Genomic DNA, 25,837 nt, shown 5'->3' with positions numbered 1-25,837 from the left:
TACCACGGTCGTAGCGCGGCCGGCGAGGACTGCTCGCCGGCCGTCGCGCTATCCTTGAGGCGGCGCCAGGAGCAGTTTGACCTGGTTTCTCCTTGAAAGCCCAGAAGCATCGCACAGGGGGAGTGCAGCGCATGGGCATCGGTAGCGGTATTTTTCTCATAACCGTGGGCGCAATCCTGACATTTGCCATCAGGGCGAATGTCTGGTGGATCGACCTGCGCGCGGTCGGCTGGGTTTTCATCCTCGCCGGGCTGGCCGTACTGCTGACCACCTTCTGGTTCTGGCACGACCGCCGGCGGCGGGCCCGTACGCTCATCGTCGAGGAGAACCGGTTGTCCCATCCGACCGCCGTGATGCCGCCACCTCCCGATCCGCCACCTCCGAGCGCGCCACCCTCCTGACCGTGTTATGCCCAGGTGGGGTGTGTTTCCGTCTCGGCGCGCAACACGGGCACGAATGACGCCGAGTGATCGTGCCCGCAGGCGCAGGCCCGTTGTGTCTCGGCGACGAACACTCGCGGCGAAACGCCGGTGAGCCGGACGCACTCGCGCGTGAGGTGGGGTTGGTCGGCGTAGCCGGCGCGTAGTGCGAGCAGCCCGAGCCCGTCGTCCGTCGCCGCACGGCCCCGGGCGATGGCCTGCTGGACGAGCGCGAGGAAGCCCTGGAAGCGCAGCAGCCGGTGCAGCGCCTTTGGCGCGAGCCCGACGGCGGCGTGGCAGCGGCGCCGCAGCTGCGTCTCGGAGATGTGAAGAGACGCCCTCAGCGACGTCACGTCGACCGTGCGCCACGGCATGAGACCGTGAACCACCTTGGACACGAGCGGGTCTGGGGGCTGGCTGGCACCGGCGCGTTCGCGCACGTGGAGCTGCATGGCGGCGAGCGCCTCGTGGGGCGAGGCTGCCGTGCCGACCACCTCGCCAAGGGTGGCGGCCGAGCGGCCCCACAACTGCTCGGCGTTGAGCGCCACTCCGGCCACCTCCGACGCGGGCTGCCCCGCGACGACCGGAAAGGCGCCCGGCACGAAGCGTAGGCCGACAATCGTGGTGCCCGGCTGGAGTACCTCGACCAGCGGCTCGGTGAGCGGGCCGATCACTTGTGGCGTCGAGCCGACCTGGCAGACGAGTTCGACGGCGCCGTTGGGGATGCGCCGGTGGACGTACGGCGCGGCGTCGCGACCGACCCGCTGGACCCAGACCGAGGAGACTATCCCGCGCAATGCCGGGACGGGCGAGCGCTCGACGTAGCTCTGCCCGCCTGAGGCGGGGGCGGAGAACGGATCGCCAATCACGCGACTCAGTATGCCGCCCGGTTGGTCTGCCGCGAGAAGGACGCCCGGTTTGTTCAAGATCCCGCGGCGGGTCCGGCCGTACGGTTTGGCCATGTTTAGCTTTACGACCTCCTGCTCGGCGGAGCTGCCGGCACCCGACCGCCGATCGGGCCCCGGTCGGTCGTCGCACGATCGACGACCGAGTCCGGCGGGTGGGAGCCGCCGATGAACGCGACCGTCCAGGGCGAGCTCTGGAGCAGCGATCCGCGAGCCTGGGCAGAGAGCGCGGAAGGGCGCATCCGGCCGCTGTACGAGCGGGTGCTCGAACGCCTGCACCTTCGCCCCGGTATGCGGCTGCTCGACGCCGGCTGCGGATCGGGGCTCTTCGCCGAACTGGCCGCTCAGAGCGGCGCAGACGTCATCGGGCTGGACGCCGCGCCGGGACTCGTCGAGTACGCGCAGCGCCGGCGCCCCACGGCCCGCTACGTCATCGACGACATCGAGCACATGCCGTTCGGTGACGGTGCCTTCGACGTCGTGACCGCCTTCAACTCGGTGCTCTACGCCGCCGATCCGCGCCGCGCGCTCGCCGAGGTCGCGCGCGTGACCGCGCCGTCAGGCAGGGCCGTCGTGACGGTGGGCGCCGGTCCAGAGCAGGCCGAGAGCGCAGCGCTGATCAGATCGCTGGCTGACCACGACGAGGTGCCCGACCACAGCATGTTCGACCTTGCCGACACGGACGCGGCTCGCGGCGCGCTGCTCGATGCCGGGTTCGCATCCGTGGCCGTGGCGGACATCGCGTTCGACGTCGACTTCACGAGCGAGAACGACGCGGTCGCCGCCCAACTACCGGCCGGCCCGGTCGCCGCGGCGATACGGCACTCCGGCCGCGCGACCGTCGAAGCGGCGCTGCGGTCCTTCTTCGCACCACGATCACGCACCGACGGGACCGTGCGCATGGGTCTCGTCTTCCGCTGCTACCTCGCGCAGCGGACGCGATGACCCGACGAAATTCGGAGCGGCCGGTCCGGTCCTACCGAGTGACGATCTCTACCAGGGACAAGTAAACCCGCGAGAGGGGACCACGATCATGAAACTGACGACCACCACGCAAATGACCGTCGACGGCGTGATGCAGGCAAACGGCGGGCGGCATCCGATCCTCGACCCTGGAATGGAACGCGGCGGGTGGGCTCGGCCGCTTTTCGACAACGAGGCCATGACGTACGTCGACCAGGTCTACGAGCATGCCGACGCGTTCCTGTTCGGCCGACGGACGTATGAGATGTTCGCCGGCTACTGGGGCGCGATGGGTCCCGGCAGCGGTCCCATCGCAGACGCGTTGAACACGAAGCACAAGTACGTAGCGTCGACCACGCTCACTGAACCGCGCTGGGCGGACACGACGGTCCTGTCCGACGACCTCGCGGCCTCGATCGGCGAACTGAAGGCCAAACCGGGTGGTGAGCTGCAGGTGCACGGCAGCGCTGCCCTGATCCGGTGGCTGCTTGAGAACGACCTCGTCGACGAGATGAACCTGCTCATCGTCCCCGTGGTCGTCGGCCAAGGCGCGCGGCTGTTCCCCGAGACCGGCCCAGACATCGCGCTGGACCTGATCGACTCGCGAGCCTTCCCGAGGGGCATAACGCTCCAGGTCTACCGACCCACCGGGCGCCCGCAGTACGCCACCGCCTGAAGCACGTGACACAGGCGCCGCAGCCCGTGAGAGCTTCGGGTTGCGGCCGCGCGGGCGCCGCACTCCGGGCGGTTTGGCCTTTGCCGGGGTGGGCTGGTGGGTGGTGGTCAGCCGCGAGCGGTGTGCCACTTCTGCACGGGTGCCTCGCGTTCGGCCAGGTCCGACCATTGTGTCGGGACGCGGTGCACGACGATTCCGCTGGTCCGCAGCCCCTCCGGATCGGCGTGGATCGGGTCGAGCAGCTTCGACAGGCCCGAGATGCTCGGGTTGTGCCCGATCAGCAGCAGCGTGCTGATCTCGGGTTCGGTGGCCCGGACGATCTCCATCAGGTCGTCCGGGTCACCCTGGTAGACCAGCGTCTCGTACCGGACGACCGGCGCGCGGGCCTGGGTGGCCGCCTCCGCGGCCGCCTCCTCGCCCCGCGCGGACGGCTGCGCCCCGCCGATCGTGGGCGGCGCCGCCATGCCGAGCGCCACGTCGTGCCACGTCTGCCGGGTGCGCTTGGCCGGTGAGCAGACCACCAACTCCGGCAGGTACCCGCCGTACGCCAGCCAGGCCCCGGCGGCGGCCGCGTCCGCGTGCCCGCGCGCGCTCAGCCGGCGCTCGATGTCGGGGGTGCCCGTGGGGCCCTCGGCCTTGGCATGGCGCAACAGCACGATAGTGCGATCGGTCATTGCCCCAGCTTGCCTGATTGGCGATCGCGGCGCCTGGGTAAGTCGATGGATGCCGCAACCTCGCACACGGCCGCGGCGCGTGGCGGACGCCAGCTAAAGCCAAGGAGGGCGACAAGTGGGCATCGGCGGAAGTATCTTCCTCATCGCGCTGGGCGCGATCTTCGCATTCGCGCTCCACGTCGACCTGGGTTGGCTCGACCTGAGCGTGGTCGGCTGGGTGTTGATGCTCGCCGGCGTGGTCGGTCTGATCATGACCGCCTGGTTCTGGCGGGGCCGGCGGCGCGCCGTCGTCACCACCGCGCCGGCGCCGCGCGTACCGGTCCAGCGCGACCGGGTGGTCGAGGAGTACCGCGAGGTACGGCGCCCGAGCGGCCCGGTCGTCTGACCCCGGCGCCCCGGCACCGTAGCGACCCGGTTTCTCCCGGCACCGCAGTTTTCGGCACCGCAGTTTTTCGACGCCGTAGCGACCCGAGACCGGCCCGACCCCGCCCGAGGTGGGGACGGGCCGGTCGCCGCCGTCCGGGTCAGGAGAAGAGGGCGAAGTAGATCGCGACGTGGTGGCAGATGGCGGCGACCAGCGTGCAGGCGTGGAAGAACTCGTGGTGCCCGAAGACGGTGGGCCAGGGGTTGGGGCGGCGCAGGGCGTAGAAGACCGCCCCGACGCTGTACGCGGCGCCGCCCGCGAGCAGCAACACCAGGGCGGTGACCCCGCCGTGCCGCAGGATGTCGGGGAGCACCGCGATCGCCACCCAGCCCAGCGCCAGGTAGAGCGGTGCCGAGACCCAGCGGGGCGCGTGTGGCCAGATCAGCTTGACCCCGACCCCGGCCAGCGCGCCGGACCAGACCACCGCGAGCACCACCGTCGCCGGCCGTCCGGTCAGCAGAAGCAGACAGAACGGGGTGTAGGTACCGGCGATGAAGACGAAGATCATGGAGTGGTCGAGCCGGCGCATGATCTGGTATCCGCGCTCGGACCAGACCCGGCGGTGGTAGAGGGCGCTGGTGCCGAAGAGCCCGCAGACCGTCACGCTGTAGACGGCGCAGCTGACCAGGGGTTTCCAGCCGGGTTGGGCGGCGGCGAGCGAGCAGAGCACGATGCCGCAGACGGCCGCCACGAAGAACGCGTACGCGTGCAGCCAGCCACGCATCCGCGGCTTGCCGATGTCGACCGGTCTGACGCGGCCCGGGGTGGAGATGGTCACCACGACAGGTTACGGGACCGTAGGTTACTTGTGGGTAGTGGAACGCGTCACGACACCTTCGCGCCACCCTGGGACTACTGTCCGTTCTCATGGACCTCAACGCTGACCTCGGCGAGGGCTTCGGCGTCTGGCGCCTCGGCGACGACGAGGCGCTGCTCGACGCGATCACGTCGGCCAACGTCGCCTGCGGATTCCACGCCGGCGACCCGCCGACGATGCGGCGGGTCTGCGCCGCCGCCGCCGGGCGCGGTGTCGCCGTCGGCGCGCAGGTGGGGTACCGCGACCTCGCCGGCTTCGGCCGGCGGCGGATCGAGTACGCCTTCGCGGAGCTGCGCGACGAGATCCTGTACCAGATCGGCGCGCTGGAGGTGTTCTGCCGCCTCGCGGGCACCTCGGTCCGGTACGTGAAGCCGCACGGCGCGCTCTACAACGCGGCGGCGGTACACGAGCCGGAGGCGGCGGCGGTGGTGGCCGCGGTCGCCGAGTACGACCGGCGGCTGCCCGTACTCTGCCTGCCCGGCTCGGTGCTGGCGCAGCTCGCGACCGGTGCCGGGCTGCGGGTCGTCGGCGAGGGCTTCGCCGACCGGGGCTACCAGCCGAACGGGACGCTGGTGCCGCGTACCGGCCCCGGGGCGCTGGTGACCGGGGTGGACGAGGTGACCGCACGGGCGGTCCGGATGGCCACCGACCGGAGCGTGGTGGCGGTGGACGGCACCGAGGTGCCCTGCCCGGTCGACTCGATCTGCCTGCACGGGGACACGCCGGGCGCGGTCGAGCACGCCCGGGCGGTCCGCGCGGCGCTGGAGCGCGCCGGTGTACCCCTGGCGCCGTTCGTCTGACCGCCCGGAGCGCCGGCGTACCCCGGTCGGCGTTCGTCCTACCCCCGCGGTGGCCCAGGGGCGGCCGGGCCGGCGACCCCGACGGGGCTCAGGCGTCGAGACCGCGCAGGACCAGCGGGAGGCGGCCCGCGCCGCCCGGACCGACGCGTACCGGTACGCCCCAGTCCTGCCGGGTCAGGTGGCAGGCCGCGTGCTCGGCCTCCGCGTCGCAGGTCGCGGCCTGCGCCACCACCTGGAGCACCCCCGCCGGCACCTCGGCGTTCAGCACCAGCCGGCGCGACAGCTCGGTGGTCACGCCCGCCCCCTCGACGAGCAGTTCGGGCGGGGAGGCCGAGACCTCCAGCCGGGTCGAGGGGCCGAACGACTCGTCCAGCTTCTGTCCGGGCGCCGGGGTGAAGATGACCTCCAGCGTCACCTCGCCCGGCGCCAGCGCGGTCGGCGGACGTTCGGCGCGGCGCCGGCCGCCGTCGACGGTACGGGCGCCGACGGCCGAGAGCGCGCCGGGCGCGAGCCGGGTCAGCCGGTGCGCCGACGACTCCACCACCAGCACCTCGCCGTCGGCGGTGAGCACCACGTCGCTCGGCTCGCCCAAATCCGCGGCGACCGTGGAGACGGTACCGGTGGCCGGGTCGAACCGGCGCACCGCGCCGTTGTAGGTGTCGGCCACCAGCACCGAGCCGTCCGGGAGCGCACAGACCCCGAGCGGGTGCTGGAGCAGCGCCTCGGCGGCGGGACCGTCCACGTGCCCGAAGTCGAACAGGCCCTGCCCGACCGCGGTGTGCAGCTCGCCCTCGGCGACGAACCGCAGGGCGCTGGTCTCGCTGTCAGCGATCCAGAGCCGGCTCCCGTCGGTCGAGGCGGAGAGGCCGGAGGGCTGCGCCATCCAGACGTCAGGCAGCGGCCCGTCCCGCAGCGACTCGACCGTCGTACCGGCGTAGACGCCGGCGGTCCGCTTCACCGGGTCGTACCACCAGAGCTGGTGGATCCCGGCCATCGCGACGATCACCCGGTCGTCGTACCAGGCGAGGTCCCAGGGGGAGGAGAGGTCGACGGCGAGCGCGTCGTGCGCGTGGTCGTCGACCGTCGAGCGCCACTGCCGCCCCGTACCGGCCACCGTGGTGACCTCTCCGGTCTCCAGCCGTACGCCGCGGAGCAGGTGGTTCACGGTGTCGGCGACCACGACGTCGTACCCGGCGATCTCGGCGACGTGCGGGGGGAGGACGCAAAGCCCCTGCGGCTCGGAGAAGCTCGCCGCGTCGGGGGTGCCGTCCGCCCGGCCGCGCGAACCGGAGCCGATCCGCCGCAGCACGGTCTCCGCGTCGGCGGCCAGTTCGACCAGGGAGTGTCGGGCGGAGTCGGAGACGAGCAGGGTGCCGCCCGGCAGCGGTACGGCCTTGCCGGGGAAGCGCAGCGCGGTGGCCGGCTCGGCCGGCGGCACGTACGGGCCCTCGCCCCGGCGCAGGGTGCCCCTGGCCTCGTGGGTGGCGATCAACTCGTCGATCAGCCGGGCCAGCCCCTCGGCGTGGCCCTCGCCCGCCATGGTGGCCACCACGTAGCCCTCGGGGTCGACCACGCTCAGGGTCGGCCACGCCTTCGCCGCGTACTGCTGCCAGGTCCACAGGTCGGGGTCGTCCAGCACGGGGTGGCTGACGCCGTACCGCTCGACCGCGGCGGCGAGCGCCTCCGGGTCCCGCTCGTGCTCGAACTTCGGCGAGTGCACCCCGACGATGACCACGGCGTCGCCGTACTTCTCCTCCAGCGGGCGCAGCTCGTCCAGGACGTGCAGGCAGTTGATGCAGCAGAAGGTCCAGAAGTCGAGCAGGACGATGCGGCCCCGCAGGTCGTCCTTCAGCGAGAGGGACTTCCCGCCCGTGTTCAGCCAGCCGCGCCCGCGCAGCTCCGGCGCGCGTACCCGTGCACTCATGATCCCATCCTCCCTCACCTGGCCGGCGGGGCCGACGATTGGGGGCAAAGCCACATAGGCGAGCGGACCATCCCTGGGGCTCTTCTTTCCCGTGGCGCTTGACCTCAACCGGGCTTCAATTGACACGCTTCCGCGATGAGCGCGACCTCCACCGCCGAGCCGGCCGAACCGGCTGTTCCCGCCGAACTGACCGAACCGGCCGCGCCGGCCGCGCCGGCCGCGCCGGCCAGCGGCCTCGCCGCCCGACTGGTCCCCCGGACGTACCGGGGCGTGCTCCGGCAACCGGACTTCCGGCGGTTGCTGGCGGCCCTGCTCGTCTCGTACCTCGGGGACGGCCTGAGCGTGGTGGGGATATCGCTGCTGGCCATCCGGATCGCGCCGGCCGGCTCCGCCGAGCTGGTGGTCAGCGCCTCCCTCGCCGCGTACGCCCTGCCGGCCGCCCTCGGCGCGGTCGTGCTCGCGCCCTGGCTGGGCCGGGCCAACGCGCGCTCCCTGCTGGTCGCCCACGCGATGCTGCGCGCGGTCGCGATCGGCGCGGCGGCCGTGCTGGCCCTGACCGACCGGCTCGGCCCGGCCGGGTACGTCGCCCTGCTGGGCGTCTCGTCGCTGCTGGGGGCGTGGGGGAACGCCGGCACGTACACGATGCTCAGCGAGCTGTTCCGCGGGGCGGACCGGCTGCCCGCCAACGCCCTGGTGGTGACCGGCCAGACCGCGGCGATCATCGTGGGTCCCGCGATCGCCGGGCTGGCGGTGCCGGTCACCGGTCCCGGCCCGATCGTGCTCGTCGACGCGCTCACCTACCTCTTCCTCGCCCTCCAGCTGCGCCGGATCGCGACCGCCGGGGCGGGTACCGGCGGAGCGGCGGCGAACGAGGGCCCAGCGGCGAACGAGGGTCCGGCGGTGGGCGAGGGCGAGGCGGCGAAGGGCCGGCGTACGGGGCACGGCTTCCGGCTGCTAGCCCGGCGGCCCGACCTGATCGGCCTGATCGTCGTCACCGCCGTCTTCTTCTTCCTCTACGGCCCGGTCGAGGTGGCCCTGCCGCTGTACGCCGTCGACGGGCGGGACGGTTCGGCCGGACTGCTCGGCGCGTACTGGACGCTCTTCGGGGTCGGTGCCCTGGTCGGCGGCTGGGCCGGTGGGCTGCTGCTACGGGTCCGCCCGTGGCCGTTCGCGCTCGCGGTGGTCGCCGGCTGGGGCCTGGCGCTGCTCCCCTTCGGCTTCCTCGGGCCGGGCTGGCCGACCATGCTCTGCCTGGCCGTGGGCGGCCTGGTCTACGGCCCGTTCCCGGCGTTCAACCTGGCGCTGTTCCAGAACGCGGTGCGGCCCGCGGACCTGCCGGCGGTGCTGGCCGCCCGGGGTGCCCTCACCACCGCCGCCGGACCCGCCGGAATGCTGGTCGGCGGTCCCCTGGTCGTGCTCCTCGGCGCCGGCGGCACGCTTCTCGCCTCGGGCGTGGCGACCGTGGCGCTCGCCGTACTGGCCGGGGCGGTGCTGCTGCTGGCCACGGCCCGGCGGCGACGACCCGCGCCCGCGAACGGTGCTTCGGCGTCCTGAGGCGGTGCGACGGCGCCCGAGAGCGGTGCGACGGCGTCCGGACACGGTACGGGGTGGGCGTGACGGAGCACGCCCACCCCGGTGGGACTTGTGACCGCTACTGGCCGGCGGCGGCCGGTTGCAGGCAGAGGACCGACTTGTCCCCGCCGTTCGGTACGACGATGTGCGGCTGTGCCGGATCGGCGCACTTCTCCTTGTCGGAGACCTTCGAGACCACCTTGAAGGCCCCCGCGTCGCTGCAGTTGGCCGGCGCCGGCTTGGCGCCCTCCTGCCGGACGCAGGCGCCCACCTCCGGGTTGAACCCCTTGTCGGAGCCGCCCCCGAACTTGCCCAGCAGCCAGAGCGTGCCGAGCGGGATGACGAGCAGCAGCACGGCGCCCGCCAGGACCGCGAGCAGTACCCGCCCGTTGCGTACCTTCGGCGTGGGCGGCGCCTCGGTCTTCGGCTCGGTCGCCGCGTCACCGTCCGGCTTGAACGCGTCGAAGCGACCCTGGTCCGCCTCGGCCGGCTGCCCCCACTGCGGCGGACCCGCGGGCGGATAGCCCGGGGCGCCGCCCGGCGGGACCGCCGGAGCCAGCGCGGTGTGGTCCAGGCCCGCCGCCGGCGCGCCCGGAGGCGCGTCGAACCGGCCCGGGACGTTCGCCCGCGCCGGACCGCCCAGGTGCGTACCGTTCACCGGCCGGTTCTGGTCAGGCAGGTCGGGGAAGGGAGGTGCGCCCGTGCCGTTGAAGGGCGAACCGACGGGCGGCTGCCCCGGGAAGGCCGGCGGCGCGGCGGGCGGAGTGGCCCGGGCGGCCGCCGCACCGGCCTGCGGGAAGCGGTCGCCGAAGGGCGCGGGTCCGCCACCGGGCTGCCCGTACCCGCCGCCGGGCGTGGCGCCCGGATCGCCGAAGCCGCCGGGCGGGGACGGGGGCTCGCCGAAGCCGCCGGGCAGGCCGGACGGCTCGCCGTAGCCGGTACCCCGCTGGGGCGGGGCCTCGCCGGGCTGGTCCGGTTCCGCCGGGGAGTCGCCGGCCGGCCGCCCGTAGACGCGCGGTTTCGGTGCCGGCATGCCGGCGGGCTGCGGACCGGTCTGGGACGGCAGGACCCGGCTCGCCACCGGCACCGACGCGCTCGCCGTGATGCCCTTCTGCGATCCGGCGGCCGGTTCGCCGGCTCCCGCCGACTCCGGCTGCCCCGGCTGGGGGATGGAGACCCGGCCGGCCACCGCGGACTCGCTCGGCGGGCGCTGCTGCGGTACCGACGGCGGTACCGCGGCGGACGCCTGGTGCGGCTCGTCGCGCCCGGACGAGCCGAAGCCCTCGGGCGCCCACGACGCCGGCTGCGGATCGGACCCGGCGCCGCCGGATTCGCCCTGGTAGCCGCCGCCCGAGTAGCCGCCGGCCGGGCCGAACCCGCTCGGCGGCACGTAGTCGGCGGGGGGCGAGGCGGCGAGGCTCGCCCCGGGTACGCGGGTCTCCTGCGGCGGCAGTGGGACCGCGTTCGCCGGCGAGATGCCCGGACCCGGGGCGGGCTGGTAGACGGGGACGTCGCCGCCGGACGGGCCGCCGGCGGACGGCTCGCCCCGGGACGAGGTGTCGGCGGTGCCCCAGGCCTGGGCCGCCGGCCAGGGGGTGGCGTCCGGTACGACCGGTCGGGCGGGCAGGTCGCCACCCTCACCGGGCCAGCGCGGTGGTACGGACGGCGACGCTGCCGCCGACGCGCCGCGCTCCGGCGGAAAACCGCTCCCGCCCGCGGCCGGCTGTTCCGGCCACGACGGCGCACCCTGCTGCTCGGGCCAGGACGGTGCGCCCTGCTGCTCGGGCCAGGACGCGCTGCCGCCCTGCGGTGCCCCCTGCTGCTCCGGCCAGGACGGGCCACCCTGGGGGGCCCAGGCGTTCGCGCCCGGCTGGGCGTCGGGGGCGCCTCCGGTGCCGCCCCACGGGGCCGGGTCGGGCCGGCCGGCCGTCGGGGCCCAGGAATCCGCCGGAGCGGCGGAACCGCCCCACCCGGACGGCGCGCCGGGCGGCGCCGGCCAGCCCGGGTCACCGCCCGGCGCACCGGACGGGGGCGGGAATCGATGCTCAGTCTCTGGTGGGTAGTTGCCGTGCGGCGCTGGTCCAGCGGCGCCCGGCACGGCCTCGTCCGGCTCGCGGCCGGAATGCTGTAGGCCATCGGACGTCATGCGCGCGCCTCCTCATCACATGTCGGCCGCCGATGCCGATCGGGCGTCTCCGGCGTGCTCACCGGGCGCCGGCGGAACCGGCCGTGCAAGCTCCCCGCACCGTAACCGGTCCGCGCCGGTGGTGCCGGGTCGCGCCGGCCGCCGGTACCGAGCCGGCCCCGGGGCGCCCGCGACGTCGATCGACGCCGGGCATCTCGTGCGACCGGTCGGGTAGCGACCGAGCCCAACCGTACCGGGCGACGCCGGAGGGGGGAATGGCGGTGTCAAGGGCTGTGAAACGCCGATGACCCGCCCGGGTCGCCCCGGGCGGGTCATCGGTCTGGAGAGAGAGGAGGAGTGGTCTGCGTACCTCAGCGGAACTGGCGGTGGGCCATCGCGAGGATCTCGTCGCGTACCGCGGGCGAGTTCGCCTCGCGCAGCGCACGCTCGATGGCGCGGGCGCGGCGGGCGGCGTCGCGGCGGTGGCGGAGTCGGTCGATCATGCTCATTTCGGTCTTGCTCCCTGCTATTCGGTTGTCGTCTCCCTGGCCCCTCTAGTAAAGCGCACCGGGAGCCAGGATTCCAACGAATCTTAGGTGAGTTGGGCCACGAGCCGAACAATCGAAGGTGCAAGGCGTGGTCGAGCGGTGTTTTCTTTGCGTTAACCAGAACGGCCGGTGTGCCCGGCAAACCCGGACACACCGGCCGTAACCGGTTGGTCGGTCGGTCAGGTCCAGGCGAGCAGGGCCGCCTCCGGGTCGGTCAGGAAGGCGCCGACGTCGCGCAGGAACTTCGACCCGAGTTCACCGTCGATGATTCGGTGGTCGAAGGAGAGTCCGAGCGTCGTCACCTGCCGTACGCGGATCTTGCCCTTGTGCACCCAGGGCATCTCCTTGACGGCCCCGAACGCCAGGATCGCCGACTCGCCGGTCGGCAGGATCGGCGTACCGGTGTCGACGCCGAAAACGCCGACGTTGGTGATCGTAAGCGTGCCCCCCGACATCTCCGCCGGCGTGGTACGCCCCGCCTTCGCGGTCTGCACCAGGTTGGTCATCGCGTCGGCCAGCTCGCGCAGCGAGAGCCGGCCGGCGTCCTTGATGTTCGGCACGATCAGGCCCCGCTCGGTGGCCGCCGCGATGCCCAGGTTGACGTAGTCCTTGACGATGATCTCGTTCCCGGCCCACGTCGAGTTGACCATCGGGTGGCGCCGCGCCGCCAGCAGCACCGCCTTGGCGACCAACAGCAGGGGCGAGATCCGTACGTCCCGCCAGTCCGGGTCGTTGCGCAGGCGGCCGATCGCCTTGATCGAGCGGGTCACGTCGACGGTCAGGAACTCGGTGACGTGCGGCGCGGTGAACGCCGAGCGCGCCGTGTTCTCCGCCGTCAGCTTCCGTACTCCCTTGACCGGGATCCGCTGCTCGCGGTCCGGCCCGAAGGACGGGGCGACGGCCGCGGCGCCGACCGGGGCGGGCTCGGGTACCGCCGCGGCGCTGGCCGCCCGCTGCACGTCGTCGCGGGTGATCGAGCCGAGCGGGCCGGTACCGGTCAGCGCGCCGAGATCGACGCCGAGGTCCTTGGCCAGCTTGCGGACCGGCGGCTTGGCCAGCACTCCGGCCGCCGTGCCGGACCGGGGCGCGGGCGCCGCCGGTACCGGAGCGGGCGCCGGGGCCGGCGTCACGACGGGCCGGGCCGGCGGCGCGGGCACGGGCGCGGCGGCGGCCGGCGCGGCGGCGGTCCGGGCGGGTGCCGCCTCCGTCTTGCGGGGACGGCGCTTGGCCACCCCGGTACGCGGTCCGTAGCCGACCAGCACGGCCGTGCGCCCGCCGGGCGCCGGGCCACCGATCAGGCCCGGCTCGACCGGGCCGTCACCGGAGACCACCTCGACGGCGGCGAGCGCGTCGGCCGACGGGGTCGACCCGGACGCCGCCGGGCCGGGCGGCAGCTCCCCGGCGCCGGGCTCGGTGTCGATCGCGATGATCGGCACGCCGACCTCGACCACGGTCCCCTCGGCGTGGAAGATCGCCTGTACCTGGCCGGCCCACTTGGCGGGGATCTCCACCGCGGCCTTGGCCGTCTCCACCTCGACGATCGGCTGGTTCAGCTCGATCATGTCGCCGACCGAGACCAGCCACTTCAGGATCTCGCCCTCGGTCAGCCCCTCGCCCAGGTCGGGCAGGTTGAATTCCTTGATCCGGGACATCGTGCTCACCACTCGAAGGTGCGGTCGACGGCGTCGAGCACCCGGTCGAGGCTCGGCAGGTACTCCTCCTCGACCCGGGCCGCCGGGTACGGGGTGTCGAAGCCGGTCACCCGCAGCACCGGTGCCTCCAGCGAGTAGAAGCACTCCTCGGTGATCCGGGCGGCGATCTCGGCGCCGAGGCCATTGTTGCCCGGTGCCTCGTGCACCACCACGCAGCGGCCGGTGCGGCGCACCGACTCGTAGACCGGGGCCAGGTCCAGCGGCGAGAGCGTGCGCAGGTCGATGACCTCCAACGCCCGGCCGTCCTCCTCGGCCGCGGTCGCCGCGTCGAGCGCGGTACGCACCATCGGCCCGTACGCGAGCACGGTGGCGTCGGTACCGGGCCGGACCAGCCGCGAGGCGTGCAGCGGGTACGCCGTGCCGACCGGCGCGTCGACCTCGACCGGCCCCTTCTCGTAGTACCGGCGCTTCGGCTCCAGGAAGACGATCGGATCGTCCGAGGCGATGGCCTGCTGGATCATGGCGTACGAGTCCTGCGGCGAGGCGCAGCTGACCACCTTCAGGCCCGGGGTGTGGGCGAAGTACGCCTCGGGGGACTCGGAGTGGTGTTCGACCGCGCCGATGCCGCCCCCGTACGGGATCCGGATCACGATGGGGAGCTTGACCTTGCCCTGCGAGCGGTAGTGCATCTTCGCCACCTGCGACACGATCTGGTCGTAGGCGGGGTAGACGAAGCCGTCGAACTGGATCTCGCAAACCGGGCGGTAGCCGCGGATGGCGAGGCCGACGGCGGTACCGATGATGCCGGACTCGGCGAGCGGGGTGTCCACGACGCGGTTCTCGCCGAAGTCCTTCTGCAGCCCGTCGGTGATCCGGAAGACGCCGCCGAGCTTGCCGACGTCCTCGCCCATGATGATGACCTTGGGGTCGTTCTCCAGCGCCCGGCGGAGTCCGAGGTTGAGCGCCTTGCCGAGGGTGAGCGTTTCGGTGGCCATCAGTGCTTGCTCCCCTCGAACGAGTCCAGGTACCGGGCCAGCTCGTCGCGCTGGGCGTCCACCAGCGGGGAGCCGTGCGCGTAGACGTGGTCGAAGATGGTGGACGGCGGCGGGTCCGGCATGGCGAGCACCCGCTCGCGCAGGTGCAGGGACTCGCGCTTGGCCTCCTCGTCGACCTCGGCGAAGAAGGTCTCGTCGGCGATCTGCTGCTTGGTCAGGAACGCCTTGACCCGGGCGATCGGGTCCTTGGCCTGCCACGCCTCGACCTCGCTGGCGATCCGGTAGCGGGTCGGGTCGTCCGTGGTGGTGTGCGCGCCCATCCGGTACGTGAACGCCTCGATCAGCGTCGGGCCCTGGCCGTGCCGGGCGTTGTCGAGCGCCGTCCGGGTCACCGCGTACGTGGCCAGCACGTCGTTGCCGTCCACCCGGATGCCGGGGAAGCCGAAGCCGGCGGCCCGCCGGTACAGCGGGATGCGGGTCTGGCGCTCCAGCGGCTCGGAGATGGCGTACTGGTTGTTCTGGCAGAAGAAGACGATCGGGGAGTTGAAGACGCCGGACCAGACGAACGCCTCGTTGACGTCACCCTGCGAGGTGGCGCCGTCACCGAAGTAGGCGATCACTGCCTCGCCGTCGTCGGTACCCGTCTTGCCGTCCATGGTGATGCCCATGGCGTACCCGGTCGCGTGCAGGGTCTGCGCCCCGATGACGATCGTGTACATGTTGAACTTGAACTCGTTGGGGTCCCAGCCGCCCTGGTCGACCCCGCGGAACAGGCCGAGGGGCATGATCGGGTCGATCCCCCGGCAGTAGAGCACGCCGTGCTCCCGGTACGTCGGGAACGCCATGTCCTGCGGTCGCAGGGCCCGGCCGGAACCGACCTGGGCGGCCTCCTGGCCGAGCAGGCTGGCCCAGATTCCCAGCTCGCCCTGGCGCTGCAGGGCGGTCGCCTCGGCGTCCAGCTTCCGGACCACGACGAGGTCCCGGTACAGCCCGCGGTACTCCTCGTCGGTGAAGTCGACGGAGTACGTCGTCCCGTCCGGCCCGGTCACCGATTCGATCCGCTCGCCCTCCGGGGTGAGCAGCTGCACAAGTGCGGGGTCGCCCCCCGCCGCCGCCTGCCCCGACCGGGGTGCGGCCCGCCTGCCGCGGACAGTGGTGCCGCGGTCGCCCTTCGCCATCCGTCTCTCCCTGTCATTCGTGCGTCGGCAGCGGGGGTGTCCCGACCGCGCAACTCGTACGCCCGCCCGGCTGCCGCCGGGCCGGCCTTGTCGTCCGCGCCTCGCCCGGGTGAGGGCTGTCGCGCGGGGTGGACCGGAGGCCTGGTGGACGCCGGTCCGGGAGCGCTGGCGACGGGCCACGTTTCGCCGAAGGGGTGCGCGAAGGTCGGGGCCACGTTGCCGTGAGGTCCATATTCGCAGAGGTGGTGAGCGGACCCACAGTTCGGTCCGGTGAGAAGATCGAGTGCCATCGCGGCCCGGCCGAGATGGGCCGATTTGTCGCCCTACTCGGGACGGCCGGGCGAAATCGGCGCGCGGACACGCTCCGTGAGGCTGGCCAACCCCGCGTCACTGGGTCAGGCTGTCGAGCGGAAACAACGCCGTCGCGGTGCCCCTCCACCCGTCCGGTCGATCCGTACCGTTCCCGTGGAGGTGGCCGTGTCCGACCCCGGTGCCGACCTCGATCCCGCCGATTTCGACCGCGCCGGCCTCGACTCCGGTGCCGGCCCCGACCGCGGTGCCGACCGCGCGCTCTCGCTGCTGGCCCGCCACCGTGGCCGCGGCGGCGCCCACGCCGACCATCGGCGGGTGACCGGGGTGCACCGGGCGGTCGGGCTCGCCGGCCCGACCCGGCGCTACCTCTTCGTCGTGGGGCTGCTTGCCGGTACCGCCTCGATGCCGATCCTCGCGGCGATCGGCACGGGCTCGGCCACCGTCACCGGCGGCGCGGCGCCCGAGGGGGTCGTGCCGCTCGTGGCGCCGCCCCCCGACGGGCCCGTCGTGGTGCCCCTGCCGCCCGCCCCGGTCCCGGTCCAGCAGGCGCCGGTGCGGGTCAGCGACCGAATCGCCCCCTCCTCGGTCACCGCTCGGGCGCCGGGCCGCCGGGACGCGTCGGGCGAGCAGGACCCGCCGCGGGGCCGGCCCCGTCCCGCGCCCGGGCGTCCCGACCCGCCGATGGTCGAGCCGCCCGTACCCGTTCCCCCCACCCCGAGTCCGTCGCCGACCCCGGACGGCACGCCCACCCCGTCGCCCTCGCCCAGCGCCGGGCCGACGCCCACGCCGACCCCACCGGGTCCGGGGCCGTCGCCCAGCGGCGGCGACCCGGGTACGCCGCCCGGCTCCGCGCCGCCGGCCAGCCCGTCGCCGTCCACGGAGCCGCCGACGAGCCCGCCGCCGTCCACCGAGCCCGAGCCCGGACCGAGTCCCGAGCCGGATCCCACCCCGAACCCGGTGCCGCCGAGTCCGTACGCGAGCCCGGCCCGGTCGGTCGTCCCCGCCGGCCCGGCGGCGCCGAAGCCGCGCCCCGCGCCCCGGCCCGCACCCGGGCCGGTGCCCGGAGTCGCCTCCTGACGTCTCCCCGCTCGACGCGCCGCCGAGGCGCGGGTCGGCGCGCCTCCCAGGCGCGGGGGTCGAGGGTCAGCGCGCCTGCGGGCGCAGCATCGGCGGGTACAGCGCCTCCGCCGGCCCGCGCCGGAAGAGCTGCGCGGGCCGGCCCCGGTCGCCCTCGGTGGCCCGGCCGGCCGGTGCCACGAACCCCGGCGTACCGGTGACCTTGCGGTGGAAGTTCCTCGGGTCGAGCGGGGCGGCCCAGACGGTCTCGTAGACGGCGCGCAGCTGCGCCACGGTGAACTCCGGCGGGCAGAACGCGGTGGCCAGGGGCGTGTACTCCAGCTTGGCCCGGGCCCGTTCCACCCCGTCGGCCAGGATGCGGTCGTGGTCGAAGGCGAGCCGCGCGTCGGGTACCCGGGAGACCGGTACCCAGTCGGCCGACGCCGCGTCGGTGCCGGCGACCGGTACCGGCAGGTCGGGTAGGAGCGCCAGGTACGCGACGGTCACCACCCGGCCGCGCGGGTCCCGCCCGGGCGCGCCGTAGCTGCCGAGCTGCTCCAGGTGGCCGGCCGGTTCGGGCAGCCCGGTCTCCTCGGTCAGCTCCCGCCGCGCGGCGTCGGGCAGGTCCTCGTCGACCAGTACGAATCCCCCGGGCAGCGCCCAGCGGTCCCGGTACGGCGCCACGCCGCGACGGATCAGCAGGACGCAGAGTTCGCCGGCGCGCACGGTGAGCACGACCAGGTCCACGGTGACGGCGAAGGGAGGGTACGACTCGGCCATCGGAATTATCACCACCTTGACGATAAGGTATCACGAGAGTTATCGTCGTGAAGACGAAAAAGGGGAGGGTGTGCCGAGATGGCCGACGTGACGAGAAGACTGTTTTTGCGCCACCTGCGCGGCGCCCAGACGAGCTGGGTGCGCCACCACGTCCGCGGACGGGTCCGGCACGAGGGGGTCGGCCAGTCCTTCTGGTACCGACCGCTGGTCGCCGTGCTCAGCGAGGTACCGGTCGACGACCGCGAGTTGCCGCTGCTCTTCCACGCCCGGACCGCCGACTTCGCCGACGTCACCGTCCAGGCCACGGTGACCTACCGGGTCGCCGACCCGGCGCTGGCCGCCACGCGCCTCGACTTCTCGCTCGACCCGCGGCGCGGCGCTCCCCGGTCCCGGCCGCTGGACCAGATCGCCACGCTCCTCGCCGAGCTGGCCCAGCAGCCCGCGCTGGACCTCGTCGCCCGGCTGCCGCTCGGCGACGCGCTGGCCGGGGTCGCCCCGCTGCGCGAGGCGGTCTCGGCGGCGCTGGGTGCCGAACCCCGCCTCGCCGACATCGGGGTCACCGTGGTCAGCGCCCGGGTGGTCGCCATCCGACCCGAGCCCGAGCTGGAACGCGCCCTGCAGACCCCCACCCGCGAAGGGGTGCAGGTCGAGGCGGACCGGGCCACCTACGCCCGCCGGGCGCAGGCCGTCGAGCAGGAGCGGGCGATCGCCGAGAACGAACTCCAGAACAAGATCGAGCTGGCCCGCCGGGAACAGCAGCTCGTCGAGCAGCACGGCGCCAACTCCCGCCGCAAGGTCGAGCTGGACGCGGCCGCCGAGCTGGCCGCCGCGCAGGGCAAGGTCGAGCGGGAGCGGGTCGTGCACGCCGCCGCCGCCGAACGGGTACGACTGCTCGCCCAGGCGGAGGCGGAGAAGGAGCGCAGCCTGGCGGCGGGACGCGCCGACGGCGTACGGGCGGTCGGGCTGGCCGAGGCGGAGACCGAGGCGGCGAAGCTGGCCGCGTACGCGAGCCTGCCCGCCGGAGTGCTCCAGGCGCTGGCGATGAAGGAGTTGGCCGGGAAGCTGCCCGAGATCCACCAGCTCACGGTCACCCCGGACGTCGTCACCGAGCTGCTGACCCGGCTGGCAGCCGGTCGATGAGCGGCACCCTCGCGCCCCGCGTGGTCGTGGTGAGCCGGCGCAGCGAGCTGGAGGAGCTGCTGGCCCGGCACGGCACCCGGGCGGCCGCCGCGCACTACCTGCGACAGCGGGGGCGCGACCTGGACGAGGTCGTCGACCGGCACGACGGCCTCATGGCGGCGCTGACCACGGTCGGCGCCGCCATCCCGGCCGACTGGCGGCGCGGCCGGGTCGACCGGGACGACCTGCCCCGGTTCCTGTTCGGTCCGGAGGACGTCGTCGTCGCGGTCGGCCAGGACGGGCTGGTGGCCAACGTGGCGAAGTACCTCGACCGGCAGCCGGTGGTGGGGGTGGATCCCGAGCCCGGCCGCAACGCCGGCGTGCTCGTCCGGGTCGCCCCGGCGGAGCTGGCCCGGCTGCTGCCGGCGGTGGCCGTCGGGCGGGCCCGTACCGAGCGGCGCACCATGGTGCGGGCCCGCCTCGACGACGGTCAGGAGCTGACCGGGCTGAACGAGGTCTACATCGGGCACCGCGGCCACCAGTCCGCCCGGTACCTGCTCTCCGCGCCGGCGGGTACCGGTCGTCCCGGGCGGGGCGGCCCGAGGCGCGAGCGGCAGTCCTCCTCGGGGCTGGTCGTCGGTACCGGTACGGGGGCGACCGGCTGGTGCGCGTCGATCCGGCGTGACCGTCCGGGCGCGCCGGAGCCGCCCGACCCGGAGCAGGGGCAGCTCTGCTGGTACGTACGCGAGGCGTGGCCCTCGCCGGTGACCGGGGTGACGTTGACCGAGGGGCGGCTCGGCGCGGGCGAGGAGCTGGAGCTGGTCGCCGAGGGCGACGGTCTGGTGGTCTTCGCCGACGGGGTGGAGGACGACCACCTGCCGATGAGCTGGGGCCAGCGGGTGACGGTCGGCCCCGCCGAGCGCCGGCTCCGGCTCGTTGTCCCGTCCCCGTGAGTGGCGTACGCCTACTCGGGGGCCAGCTGCTGCGTCAACCGATCCAGGCCGCCCTTGATCAGCTGCCCGTACTCGTCGTCGCCGAGCGCGCCGATCCCGGCCCGCGCACGCTGGAGGTGTTCGCGGGCCCGGTCGAGATCGCCGAGCTTGCGGTAGCACTCGGCGAGGTTGAGGTGCAGCGACGGATACAGGCCGGCCACCGGCAGCGCCACCCCGGCCCGCGCCACCCGGTCGTCGGTGAGCAGGTCGGCCGCCGCCAGGGCGCGCTGGTCCCAGACCAGCTCCTGGTCGACGTCGTCCTGCACGTCGGCCATCGAGTGCGCGAGGACGCAGACGTGCAACGGATCGCCTCGCTCCCCGCCGATCTCGTCCCAGAGCCGCGCGAACAGGTCGCGAGCGGCCTCGCGCCGGCCCTGCTGGTGGTGCAACTGCACCCCCTGGTTGATCCGGGCGAGCGTCGCGTCGATGGTCATCGGCTGCTCCTCACGGCGCGCCTACCGCGCGCACCCGCACCGGATCTGGACAGTGACCCCACCGCTGAGCGGCTCAGTCGTCGGCGAGCCGCTGCCGGTTGGCCTCGATCCACGCGTCCAGCGCGTCCGGGTCGTCCGGGTCGACGCCCTCGGCCACGAGCTGCGCCACCGCGGCGGTCGCCGGGCTGCGCCGCTCGCCGGTCCGGTAGAGGCGGACGAACTCCGGCACCATCTCCTCGATCGCCGTGTCCGTCTCCGTGGCCGCCCGGGCGGGCAGGCCCCGCCGCGCGGCGGCGTACCCGGCCCAGGCCCGCACGACCCGCGGCAACATGGCGGCGTCGTCCATGTCCAGCACGGCCCGCCGGTGCACCCAGTCCAGCAGGAAGAGCCCGACCACCGCCGGGCTCCAGCGCAGCGGGTCGGGGTCGGTGAAGCTCGCCGAGTGGTCCAGCACCAGGCTGAGGCAGAAGTGCAGCGAGGCCAGGTCGTCGTCGCCCACCCGGTTCAGGCCGAAGCGCGCGGCCTCGGGCGAGTCGAGGAACCCGCGTACCAGGGTGGTGCGCTCGTCGGGCGAGAGCGGCTCCGGCTCCGCCGGGACCTCCGACGGCGGTGCCGGCAGCAGCGCGAGCCGGGCCCCGACCAGGGCCCGGTCGGTGGCGAGCGATCCCTCCCCGGGCAGGTCGCCCAGCCCGTCGGTGACGCTCAGGTGCCGCGCCACCTCGCCGCGTAGCCGCCGGGGGTCCTCCTCGCGGAACCAGGTCAGCTCGTCGCCGGCACACATCTGGCGGACCTGCTCCAGGATCCGTTCGGCGGGACCGCCGACGAAGATGTCCTTGGTGATGCCGATGTTGTGGTCGACCAGGGCCACCACCGCGTGCTCGGGGCCGCCCGACTCGCCGTCGGCGTACGCGAACGTGGCGAGGTACGAGGTCTGGTCGCCGTACACGTCGCCGTAGGCGTAGCTGCCGGTCAGCCGTACCTTGCCGAGCTGGTCGGACCAGGACGGCGCCTGCGCCCCACGCTTCACGGTGGCGGCGCCCGTGGCGTCCGGCACCAGGGTGGCGAAGACGTTCCGGATGGTGGTCGCCGCGGCGGTGCGTCGCCGGGACGTGGCCGAGAGGAACTCGCCCACGAAGTCACGGACCGCTCGCGCCCGATCTTCCTCCGCGATCGCGTAGACGCTGCCCAGCAGGGCCGTACCGAGCATCTCCGCGTCCAGGGCGCAGGGCAGCTTGGTCACGTCGCGGGCGGCGTGGAGTACCGCTTCGTAAGGGGTCTGAGGCGTGGCCATGGATCGACCCTACGCCCCACGGCGCCCGCGGGGTCCGATCAAATACCCAGAAGAGTGGCCGACCGATCGCGGTCGGCCACTCTTCCTGAGCGTTCGCGCCCTCGCTCCGGCCACTCTTCCTGAGCGTTCCGCCCTCGCTCCGGCCACTCTTCCTGGGTGTTCGCGCCCTCGCTCCGGCCGCTCAGAGCCGCGCGGCGATGGCCTCCGCCGGCTCGGGATGGCGCGCGAGCAGCGCCAGCAACTCGGCGTCGGCGGACCCGCCGGCGGGGCCTGGCAACTCCCGCCACCCGTCGTCGCAGCCGAGCAGCCCGGCCAGGGCGTCGCAGGACTCGGGGTGGCCCGCCAGCAGCTCGGCCGCCGGGCCGGCCACCGCGCCGGTCTCCGGGACGCCCACCCCCTGGACGGCCGGCTGACCGGCCGGCGCCGGGGCCTCGTACCACGGCGGCGTCCAGGCGTCGAGCGCCGCCAGACCGGCCGGGAAGGTCCGGCCCGCCTCGCGGACGAGCCGGGGCACCAGCTCGCCCGCCTCCTTGCGCAGCGTGGTGATCAGCGTGGGCAGCCACGGCAGCAGGACCGGGTCGGGAAGCTCCCCGAACGCCCGGGAGAGCACCTCGACCACGAACGGCGCCAGGGCCGGTACCGGTTCGAGCGCCTGTACGAAGCCGGTCAGGTACTGCGGAAACGCCGGTACGACCAGCGGGTTCTCCAGCAGCCCCGCGGCGCGCTCCCGCAGCTCGGCCAGGGGCAGCAGCCCGAGGTGGAAGCGGGCCGCCCAGAGCAGGGCGACCTTGGCCGGCGTCTCGGGGTGGGACTGGGCGACGGCGATCTCCAGCTGGGCCCGGTCGCAGCCGAGCGCCAGGGCCAGGCTCTCGATGCTGAACAGGAAGCCGAGCATCGCCGCGACCTGCCGTACCCCGGTCTCCTCCGCCACGAACGCGGTCGGCAGCAGGGTGCAGTAGTGCGCGTACCCCGTGGAGCCGAAGTTCTCGCACCAGGTCGGGAGCCCCGCGTCGGTCGAGCGGTAGTACGCGAGGAGCCGGCGGATCCGGGTCAGCACCTCGGGCGCGTCGTCGACGGTACGTTCGGCGCCGAGCAACTGGACCGCGCGGGCGCCGAGTTCGTCGGTGAACCGCGGGTTGCGCAGGTACAGCAGCGAGTCCTCGACCGCCCGCAGCGCGACGGCCGCCGTGGCCTGCGGATCCCACACCGCCTTGCGCAGCCGCTGCTCCAGCACCTGCTCGACGGTCACCCCCTCGTAGCCCAGCTCGATCAGCGCACGCTGGTCGCGGCCGATCGCCAGGTCCCAGCTCTCCTGGATCGGCGGGGTACCGCCGAGGCGGCGCTCGCCCATCACCGGCCGCACCGTCTGCTCCGGCAGCAGCGCGCGCAGCACCCAGAGCAGGTCGGAGGCGGCCCGCAGCTCGGGCCGGGCGGCGAGGTCCAGCAGGGCCCGCTGGACGGTACGCCGCTCCAGTTCGAGGCCGAGCGGGGCGAGCCGGTCGTAGACGTTGCGGGCCAGCGGCGGCAGCGCGTCGTACCCGACCTTGCCGATCCGGTCGCCGCCCATCAGAATCTCGCAGAGCCGCCGTACGTCCCGCCGGCCCGGCACCACGTCCTTCTCGATGCAGGTCACGGCCGCGTCGGCGAAGTCGTACGGGGTGGGGCGGGCCCGGTTGCGCATCCCGGCGAGCAGGATCGAGGTCTCGAAGACCGCGATCGCGTCCGCCGTGCTCGCCAGGTAGCCGTTGCGCCGGGCCAACCGGACGATGTCGACGCACCAGCCGAGCAGCTCGTCCTCGTCGAGTCCGCCGGGGACCGGTGGGTTCGACAGGAAACCCGTCAGCCGGTCGGTGACGGCCGGCGCGGCGGGACCGGTCGCGGCCGGCGCGGCCGTCTTCCTGGCGCGCGCCGGCCGCTTGCCCCCCTCCTTCTGCCCGGCCAGCCGGAACGTCTTCACCCCGCCCCGGGCCACCGCCCGGCTGAAGGTGGTGGCCGCGATCGAGACGCTGCCGGAGGCGAGCCCGAACTGGGCCTCGATCGCCGAGTGGCTGGAGGGGACCAGGCCGTACAGCCACCTGGTGCCGGTCCGCGGCGTGATCTCGAACGGCGCGGTGGAGGCGGAGCCGAACTGCTCGACCCGGCTCGCGGCGTGGAAGGCCCCGCAGACGTAGAGGCAGTCGGAGAGCGCCACGCCGGTGGCGGCGCGGTGCTCGCGCATCCGGGTCCACATGTAGCGCTCGCGATCCTCGTCGGAGCCCAGCCGGGCCGCGTCGCCGGGCCGCAGCCGCCGGAACAGGCTGCCGATCAGCACCATGACCTGCCGGTACGTGTCGTAGTCGGCGTCCACCAGCGGCTGCTCGACGTACTGGTCCCACCACTCGGACCAGTGCCGTACCCGGCCGTGGTGCAGCAGGTACTCCTCCAACTCGCGGAAGCCGGGGCGCAGGTCGCCGATCTCGATACCGACCGCGTCGCCGTGCAGGTCGACATCCTCGCCGCGCGCCGGCGGCGTCTCACCGGACGGCTCCGGCTCCTCGGCGCCGTCCGGCCCCTTCGCCTCGGTCGGGTCACCGGGCCGGGACCGGTCGCGCGGCTCCCACTGGAAGACGTGGTCCGTGGAGCGGTCCACCAGCACCAGCTCGACGCCGGGCGTCTCCAGCGCGTACGCGATCGCCTGGTACTCGGCGGACGCCTCAGTGATCGGCGCCACCACGCTGAGCGGCCCCCACTGCGGCGGGTGCCCGTCCAACTCGCTCGCGAACGCCTGCAGCGCCACCGGCAGCTGGCAGTTGCGCAGCTCGGTGAGGAGCGGCTGGAGGTCCTCGCAGAGCTCCAGGTAGATCACCTTCGGCTGCTTCTCGCGCAGCCGGCGCACCATAGCCAGGGCGGACGAGGGCGAGTGGTGACAGACCGGGAAGATCTCCAGCTCCTCACCGAGGGCCCGGTCCACGTCGTCGACCAGCCCCGTGAGGATCCCGGCGAGGGCGTCGGGGCCGTCGGCGAAGGTCGCGGCGGCGTCCCGGAGCTGCTGGCGCAGCGCTCCGAAGGCCGTCATGAGAGCGTCGCGATGGTCTGCCGGCCGCCCTCGAGGAAGGCGGACCAGTCGCCACCGGCCTCCTTGCTGCGCGGCTCGACCACCCCGTGCCAGTACTTGTTCAGGATGGCGAGGTCCTCGGGGCTGCGCCGGGCGAGCGAGCCGACCAGGGAGCTGGCGAGCGTCTCGGCGCGCAGCGTGCGGTCGCCGAAGAAGTTGCTGTGCAGGATGGCGTCCTCCAGCACGCCGATCTGCTCGGCCGTGGAGAGGGCGGACTCCAGCTTCTCGTCGTCGCTGGTCGCGGCCGCCGCGGCGGTACGCAGGTCGGCGAAGGACTGGAGCAGGATGTCGAGCAGCGTCGGCGGTACGTCCAGCTCGATGCGGTGCCGCCGGAGCAGCTCGGTGGTGCGGAACCGGACGATCTCCGCCTCGCTGCGCTTGTTGGTGACCACGGGGATGCGGACGAAGTTGAACCGCCGCTTGAGCGCCGAGGAGAGGTCGTTGACGCCCCGGTCCCGGCTGTTCGCGGTCGCGATGATCGAGAAGCCCGGCTTGGCGAAGACGATGTTGTCCTCGTCCAGCTCCGGGATGGAGACGTACTTCTCGGAGAGGATCGAGATCAGCGCGTCCTGTACGTCGCTGGTGGAGCGGGTCAGCTCCTCGAACCGGCCGATCACGCCCTGCTCCATCGCGGTCATGATCGGCGAGGGGATCATCGACTCGCGGGACTGCCCGCGGGCGATCACCATCGAGACGTTCCAGGAGTACTTGATGTGGTCCTCGGTGGTGCCGGCGGTGCCCTGCACGACCAGGGTGGAGTTGCGGCAGATCGCGGCCGAGAGCAGCTCCGCCAGCCAGCTCTTGCCGGTGCCGGGGTCGCCGATGAGCAGCAGGCCGCGGTCCGAGGCGAGCGTGACGATGCTGCGCTCCACGAAGCTGCGGTCGCCGAACCACTTCTGCGAGATCTCGCGGTCGAGGCCGTCCGCGCGCTCGGAGCCGAGGATGAAGAGCCGGACCATGCGCGGGCTCAGCCGCCACGAGTACGGCTTGGGGCCGTCGTCGACCGACTCCAGCCAGTCGAGCTCCTCGGCGAACTTGACCTCTGCCGGGGCGCGCAGCATCTCAGTGGTGGTCATTCTCGCGTTTC

Annotated in this window: 23 protein-coding genes; 9 read left to right on the top strand and 14 right to left on the bottom strand. The window is 73.7% G+C overall.

Annotated elements, in window-relative coordinates; genetic code table 11:
• Positions 1-131: 131 nt before the first annotated feature.
• Positions 132-401 (top strand): DUF6458 family protein, encoded by a 270-nt coding sequence (locus AB0J86_RS01920; protein WP_363850946.1) that lies wholly within the window; start codon positions 132-134, stop codon positions 399-401.
• Between the two features lie 5 nt (positions 402-406).
• On the opposite strand, the gene AB0J86_RS01915 is transcribed toward AB0J86_RS01920, so the two are convergent.
• On the bottom strand, positions 407-1,288 hold the full coding sequence (locus AB0J86_RS01915; protein WP_363850943.1) for a helix-turn-helix domain-containing protein: 882 nt from the start codon (positions 1,286-1,288) through the stop codon (positions 407-409).
• A 204-nt stretch (positions 1,289-1,492) separates the two neighbouring features.
• On the opposite strand from AB0J86_RS01915, the gene AB0J86_RS01910 reads away from it, so the two are divergent.
• On the top strand, positions 1,493-2,269 hold the full coding sequence (locus AB0J86_RS01910) for a methyltransferase domain-containing protein (RefSeq protein WP_363850940.1): 777 nt from the start codon (positions 1,493-1,495) through the stop codon (positions 2,267-2,269).
• 88 nt (positions 2,270-2,357) lie between these two features.
• The gene (locus AB0J86_RS01905) at positions 2,358-2,963 is read left to right on the top strand and encodes a dihydrofolate reductase family protein (protein WP_363850937.1); all 606 of its coding nucleotides are present in this window, start codon (positions 2,358-2,360) and stop codon (positions 2,961-2,963) included.
• 107 nt (positions 2,964-3,070) lie between these two features.
• On the opposite strand, the gene AB0J86_RS01900 is transcribed toward AB0J86_RS01905, so the two are convergent.
• Entirely contained in the window at positions 3,071-3,637 is a 567-nt protein-coding gene (locus AB0J86_RS01900) for a histidine phosphatase family protein (protein WP_363850934.1), read from the bottom strand.
• 115 nt (positions 3,638-3,752) lie between these two features.
• Between AB0J86_RS01900 and AB0J86_RS01895 the strand changes: the two genes are divergently transcribed.
• Positions 3,753-4,022: a DUF6458 family protein gene (locus tag AB0J86_RS01895; RefSeq protein ID WP_363850933.1), complete on the top strand. Its 270-nt coding sequence runs from the start codon at positions 3,753-3,755 to the stop codon at positions 4,020-4,022.
• A 139-nt stretch (positions 4,023-4,161) separates the two neighbouring features.
• Here the strand turns inward: AB0J86_RS01895 and AB0J86_RS01890 are convergent, their stop codons facing one another.
• Positions 4,162-4,839 carry a hemolysin III family protein gene (locus tag AB0J86_RS01890; RefSeq protein WP_363850930.1) on the bottom strand — a complete coding sequence of 226 codons (678 nt, stop codon included), beginning with the start codon at positions 4,837-4,839 and terminating at the stop codon, positions 4,162-4,164.
• 89 nt (positions 4,840-4,928) lie between these two features.
• On the opposite strand from AB0J86_RS01890, the gene AB0J86_RS01885 reads away from it, so the two are divergent.
• Positions 4,929-5,678: a 5-oxoprolinase subunit PxpA gene (locus tag AB0J86_RS01885; protein WP_363850927.1), complete on the top strand. Its 750-nt coding sequence runs from the start codon at positions 4,929-4,931 to the stop codon at positions 5,676-5,678.
• 88 nt (positions 5,679-5,766) lie between these two features.
• Here the strand turns inward: AB0J86_RS01885 and AB0J86_RS01880 are convergent, their stop codons facing one another.
• Positions 5,767-7,602, bottom strand: a complete 1,836-nt coding sequence (locus AB0J86_RS01880; RefSeq protein WP_363850925.1) for an NHL domain-containing thioredoxin family protein — start codon at positions 7,600-7,602, stop codon at positions 5,767-5,769.
• Between the two features lie 135 nt (positions 7,603-7,737).
• On the opposite strand from AB0J86_RS01880, the gene AB0J86_RS01875 reads away from it, so the two are divergent.
• Positions 7,738-9,156 (top strand): MFS transporter, encoded by a 1,419-nt coding sequence (locus AB0J86_RS01875; protein WP_363850922.1) that lies wholly within the window; start codon positions 7,738-7,740, stop codon positions 9,154-9,156.
• A 97-nt stretch (positions 9,157-9,253) separates the two neighbouring features.
• On the opposite strand, the gene AB0J86_RS01870 is transcribed toward AB0J86_RS01875, so the two are convergent.
• From AB0J86_RS01870 to pdhA, 5 genes are all read right to left on the bottom strand, one after another.
• Positions 9,254-11,320, bottom strand: a complete 2,067-nt coding sequence (locus AB0J86_RS01870) for a hypothetical protein (protein ID WP_363850919.1) — start codon at positions 11,318-11,320, stop codon at positions 9,254-9,256.
• A gap of 350 nt (positions 11,321-11,670) precedes the next feature.
• The gene (locus AB0J86_RS01865) at positions 11,671-11,808 is read right to left on the bottom strand and encodes a hypothetical protein (RefSeq protein ID WP_363850916.1); all 138 of its coding nucleotides are present in this window, start codon (positions 11,806-11,808) and stop codon (positions 11,671-11,673) included.
• Positions 11,809-12,026: 218 nt separating this feature from the next.
• The gene (locus AB0J86_RS01860) at positions 12,027-13,499 is read right to left on the bottom strand and encodes a dihydrolipoamide acetyltransferase family protein (protein ID WP_363851605.1); all 1,473 of its coding nucleotides are present in this window, start codon (positions 13,497-13,499) and stop codon (positions 12,027-12,029) included.
• 5 nt (positions 13,500-13,504) lie between these two features.
• Complete coding sequence (locus AB0J86_RS01855) at positions 13,505-14,494, bottom strand: alpha-ketoacid dehydrogenase subunit beta (RefSeq protein WP_363850913.1); 990 nt, start codon at positions 14,492-14,494, stop codon at positions 13,505-13,507.
• Complete coding sequence (gene pdhA, locus AB0J86_RS01850) at positions 14,494-15,672, bottom strand: pyruvate dehydrogenase (acetyl-transferring) E1 component subunit alpha (protein ID WP_363850910.1); 1,179 nt, start codon at positions 15,670-15,672, stop codon at positions 14,494-14,496. Before pdhA ends, AB0J86_RS01855 begins: the two co-directional genes overlap by 1 nt.
• 477 nt (positions 15,673-16,149) lie before the next feature.
• On the opposite strand from pdhA, the gene AB0J86_RS01845 reads away from it, so the two are divergent.
• Positions 16,150-17,061, top strand: coding sequence for a hypothetical protein (locus AB0J86_RS01845; protein ID WP_363850908.1), 912 nt, complete (start codon positions 16,150-16,152; stop codon positions 17,059-17,061).
• 66 nt (positions 17,062-17,127) lie between these two features.
• Here the strand turns inward: AB0J86_RS01845 and AB0J86_RS01840 are convergent, their stop codons facing one another.
• Positions 17,128-17,820, bottom strand: a complete 693-nt coding sequence (locus tag AB0J86_RS01840) for an NUDIX hydrolase (protein WP_363851602.1) — start codon at positions 17,818-17,820, stop codon at positions 17,128-17,130.
• Positions 17,821-17,898: 78 nt separating this feature from the next.
• Here AB0J86_RS01840 and AB0J86_RS01835 point away from each other — a divergent pair, with 78 nt between their 5' ends.
• Complete coding sequence (locus AB0J86_RS01835; RefSeq protein ID WP_363850905.1) at positions 17,899-18,960, top strand: SPFH domain-containing protein; 1,062 nt, start codon at positions 17,899-17,901, stop codon at positions 18,958-18,960.
• Entirely contained in the window at positions 18,957-19,892 is a 936-nt protein-coding gene (locus AB0J86_RS01830) for a hypothetical protein (RefSeq protein WP_363850902.1), read from the top strand. Before AB0J86_RS01835 ends, AB0J86_RS01830 begins: the two co-directional genes overlap by 4 nt.
• Positions 19,893-19,903: 11 nt before the next feature.
• Here the strand turns inward: AB0J86_RS01830 and AB0J86_RS01825 are convergent, their stop codons facing one another.
• From AB0J86_RS01825 to AB0J86_RS01810, 4 genes are all read right to left on the bottom strand, one after another.
• Complete coding sequence (locus tag AB0J86_RS01825; protein ID WP_363850899.1) at positions 19,904-20,365, bottom strand: tetratricopeptide repeat protein; 462 nt, start codon at positions 20,363-20,365, stop codon at positions 19,904-19,906.
• Positions 20,366-20,438: 73 nt separating this feature from the next.
• Complete coding sequence (locus tag AB0J86_RS01820) at positions 20,439-21,656, bottom strand: hypothetical protein (RefSeq protein WP_363850896.1); 1,218 nt, start codon at positions 21,654-21,656, stop codon at positions 20,439-20,441.
• Between the two features lie 181 nt (positions 21,657-21,837).
• Positions 21,838-24,711: a DUF5682 family protein gene (locus AB0J86_RS01815; protein WP_363850893.1), complete on the bottom strand. Its 2,874-nt coding sequence runs from the start codon at positions 24,709-24,711 to the stop codon at positions 21,838-21,840.
• A complete protein-coding gene (locus AB0J86_RS01810; protein ID WP_363850890.1) occupies positions 24,708-25,826 on the bottom strand; it encodes an AAA family ATPase in 1,119 nt (372 codons plus the stop codon). The genes AB0J86_RS01815 and AB0J86_RS01810 overlap by 4 nt, the downstream gene beginning before the upstream one ends.
• Positions 25,827-25,837 lie beyond the last annotated feature (11 nt).

This window comes from Micromonospora sp. NPDC049559 (assembly GCF_040676675.1).
Lineage (GTDB): Bacteria > Actinomycetota > Actinomycetes > Mycobacteriales > Micromonosporaceae > JBFAPK01.
Note: the sequence above shows the minus strand (reverse complement) of the source record. Positions and strands in the feature narration are given on the sequence as shown.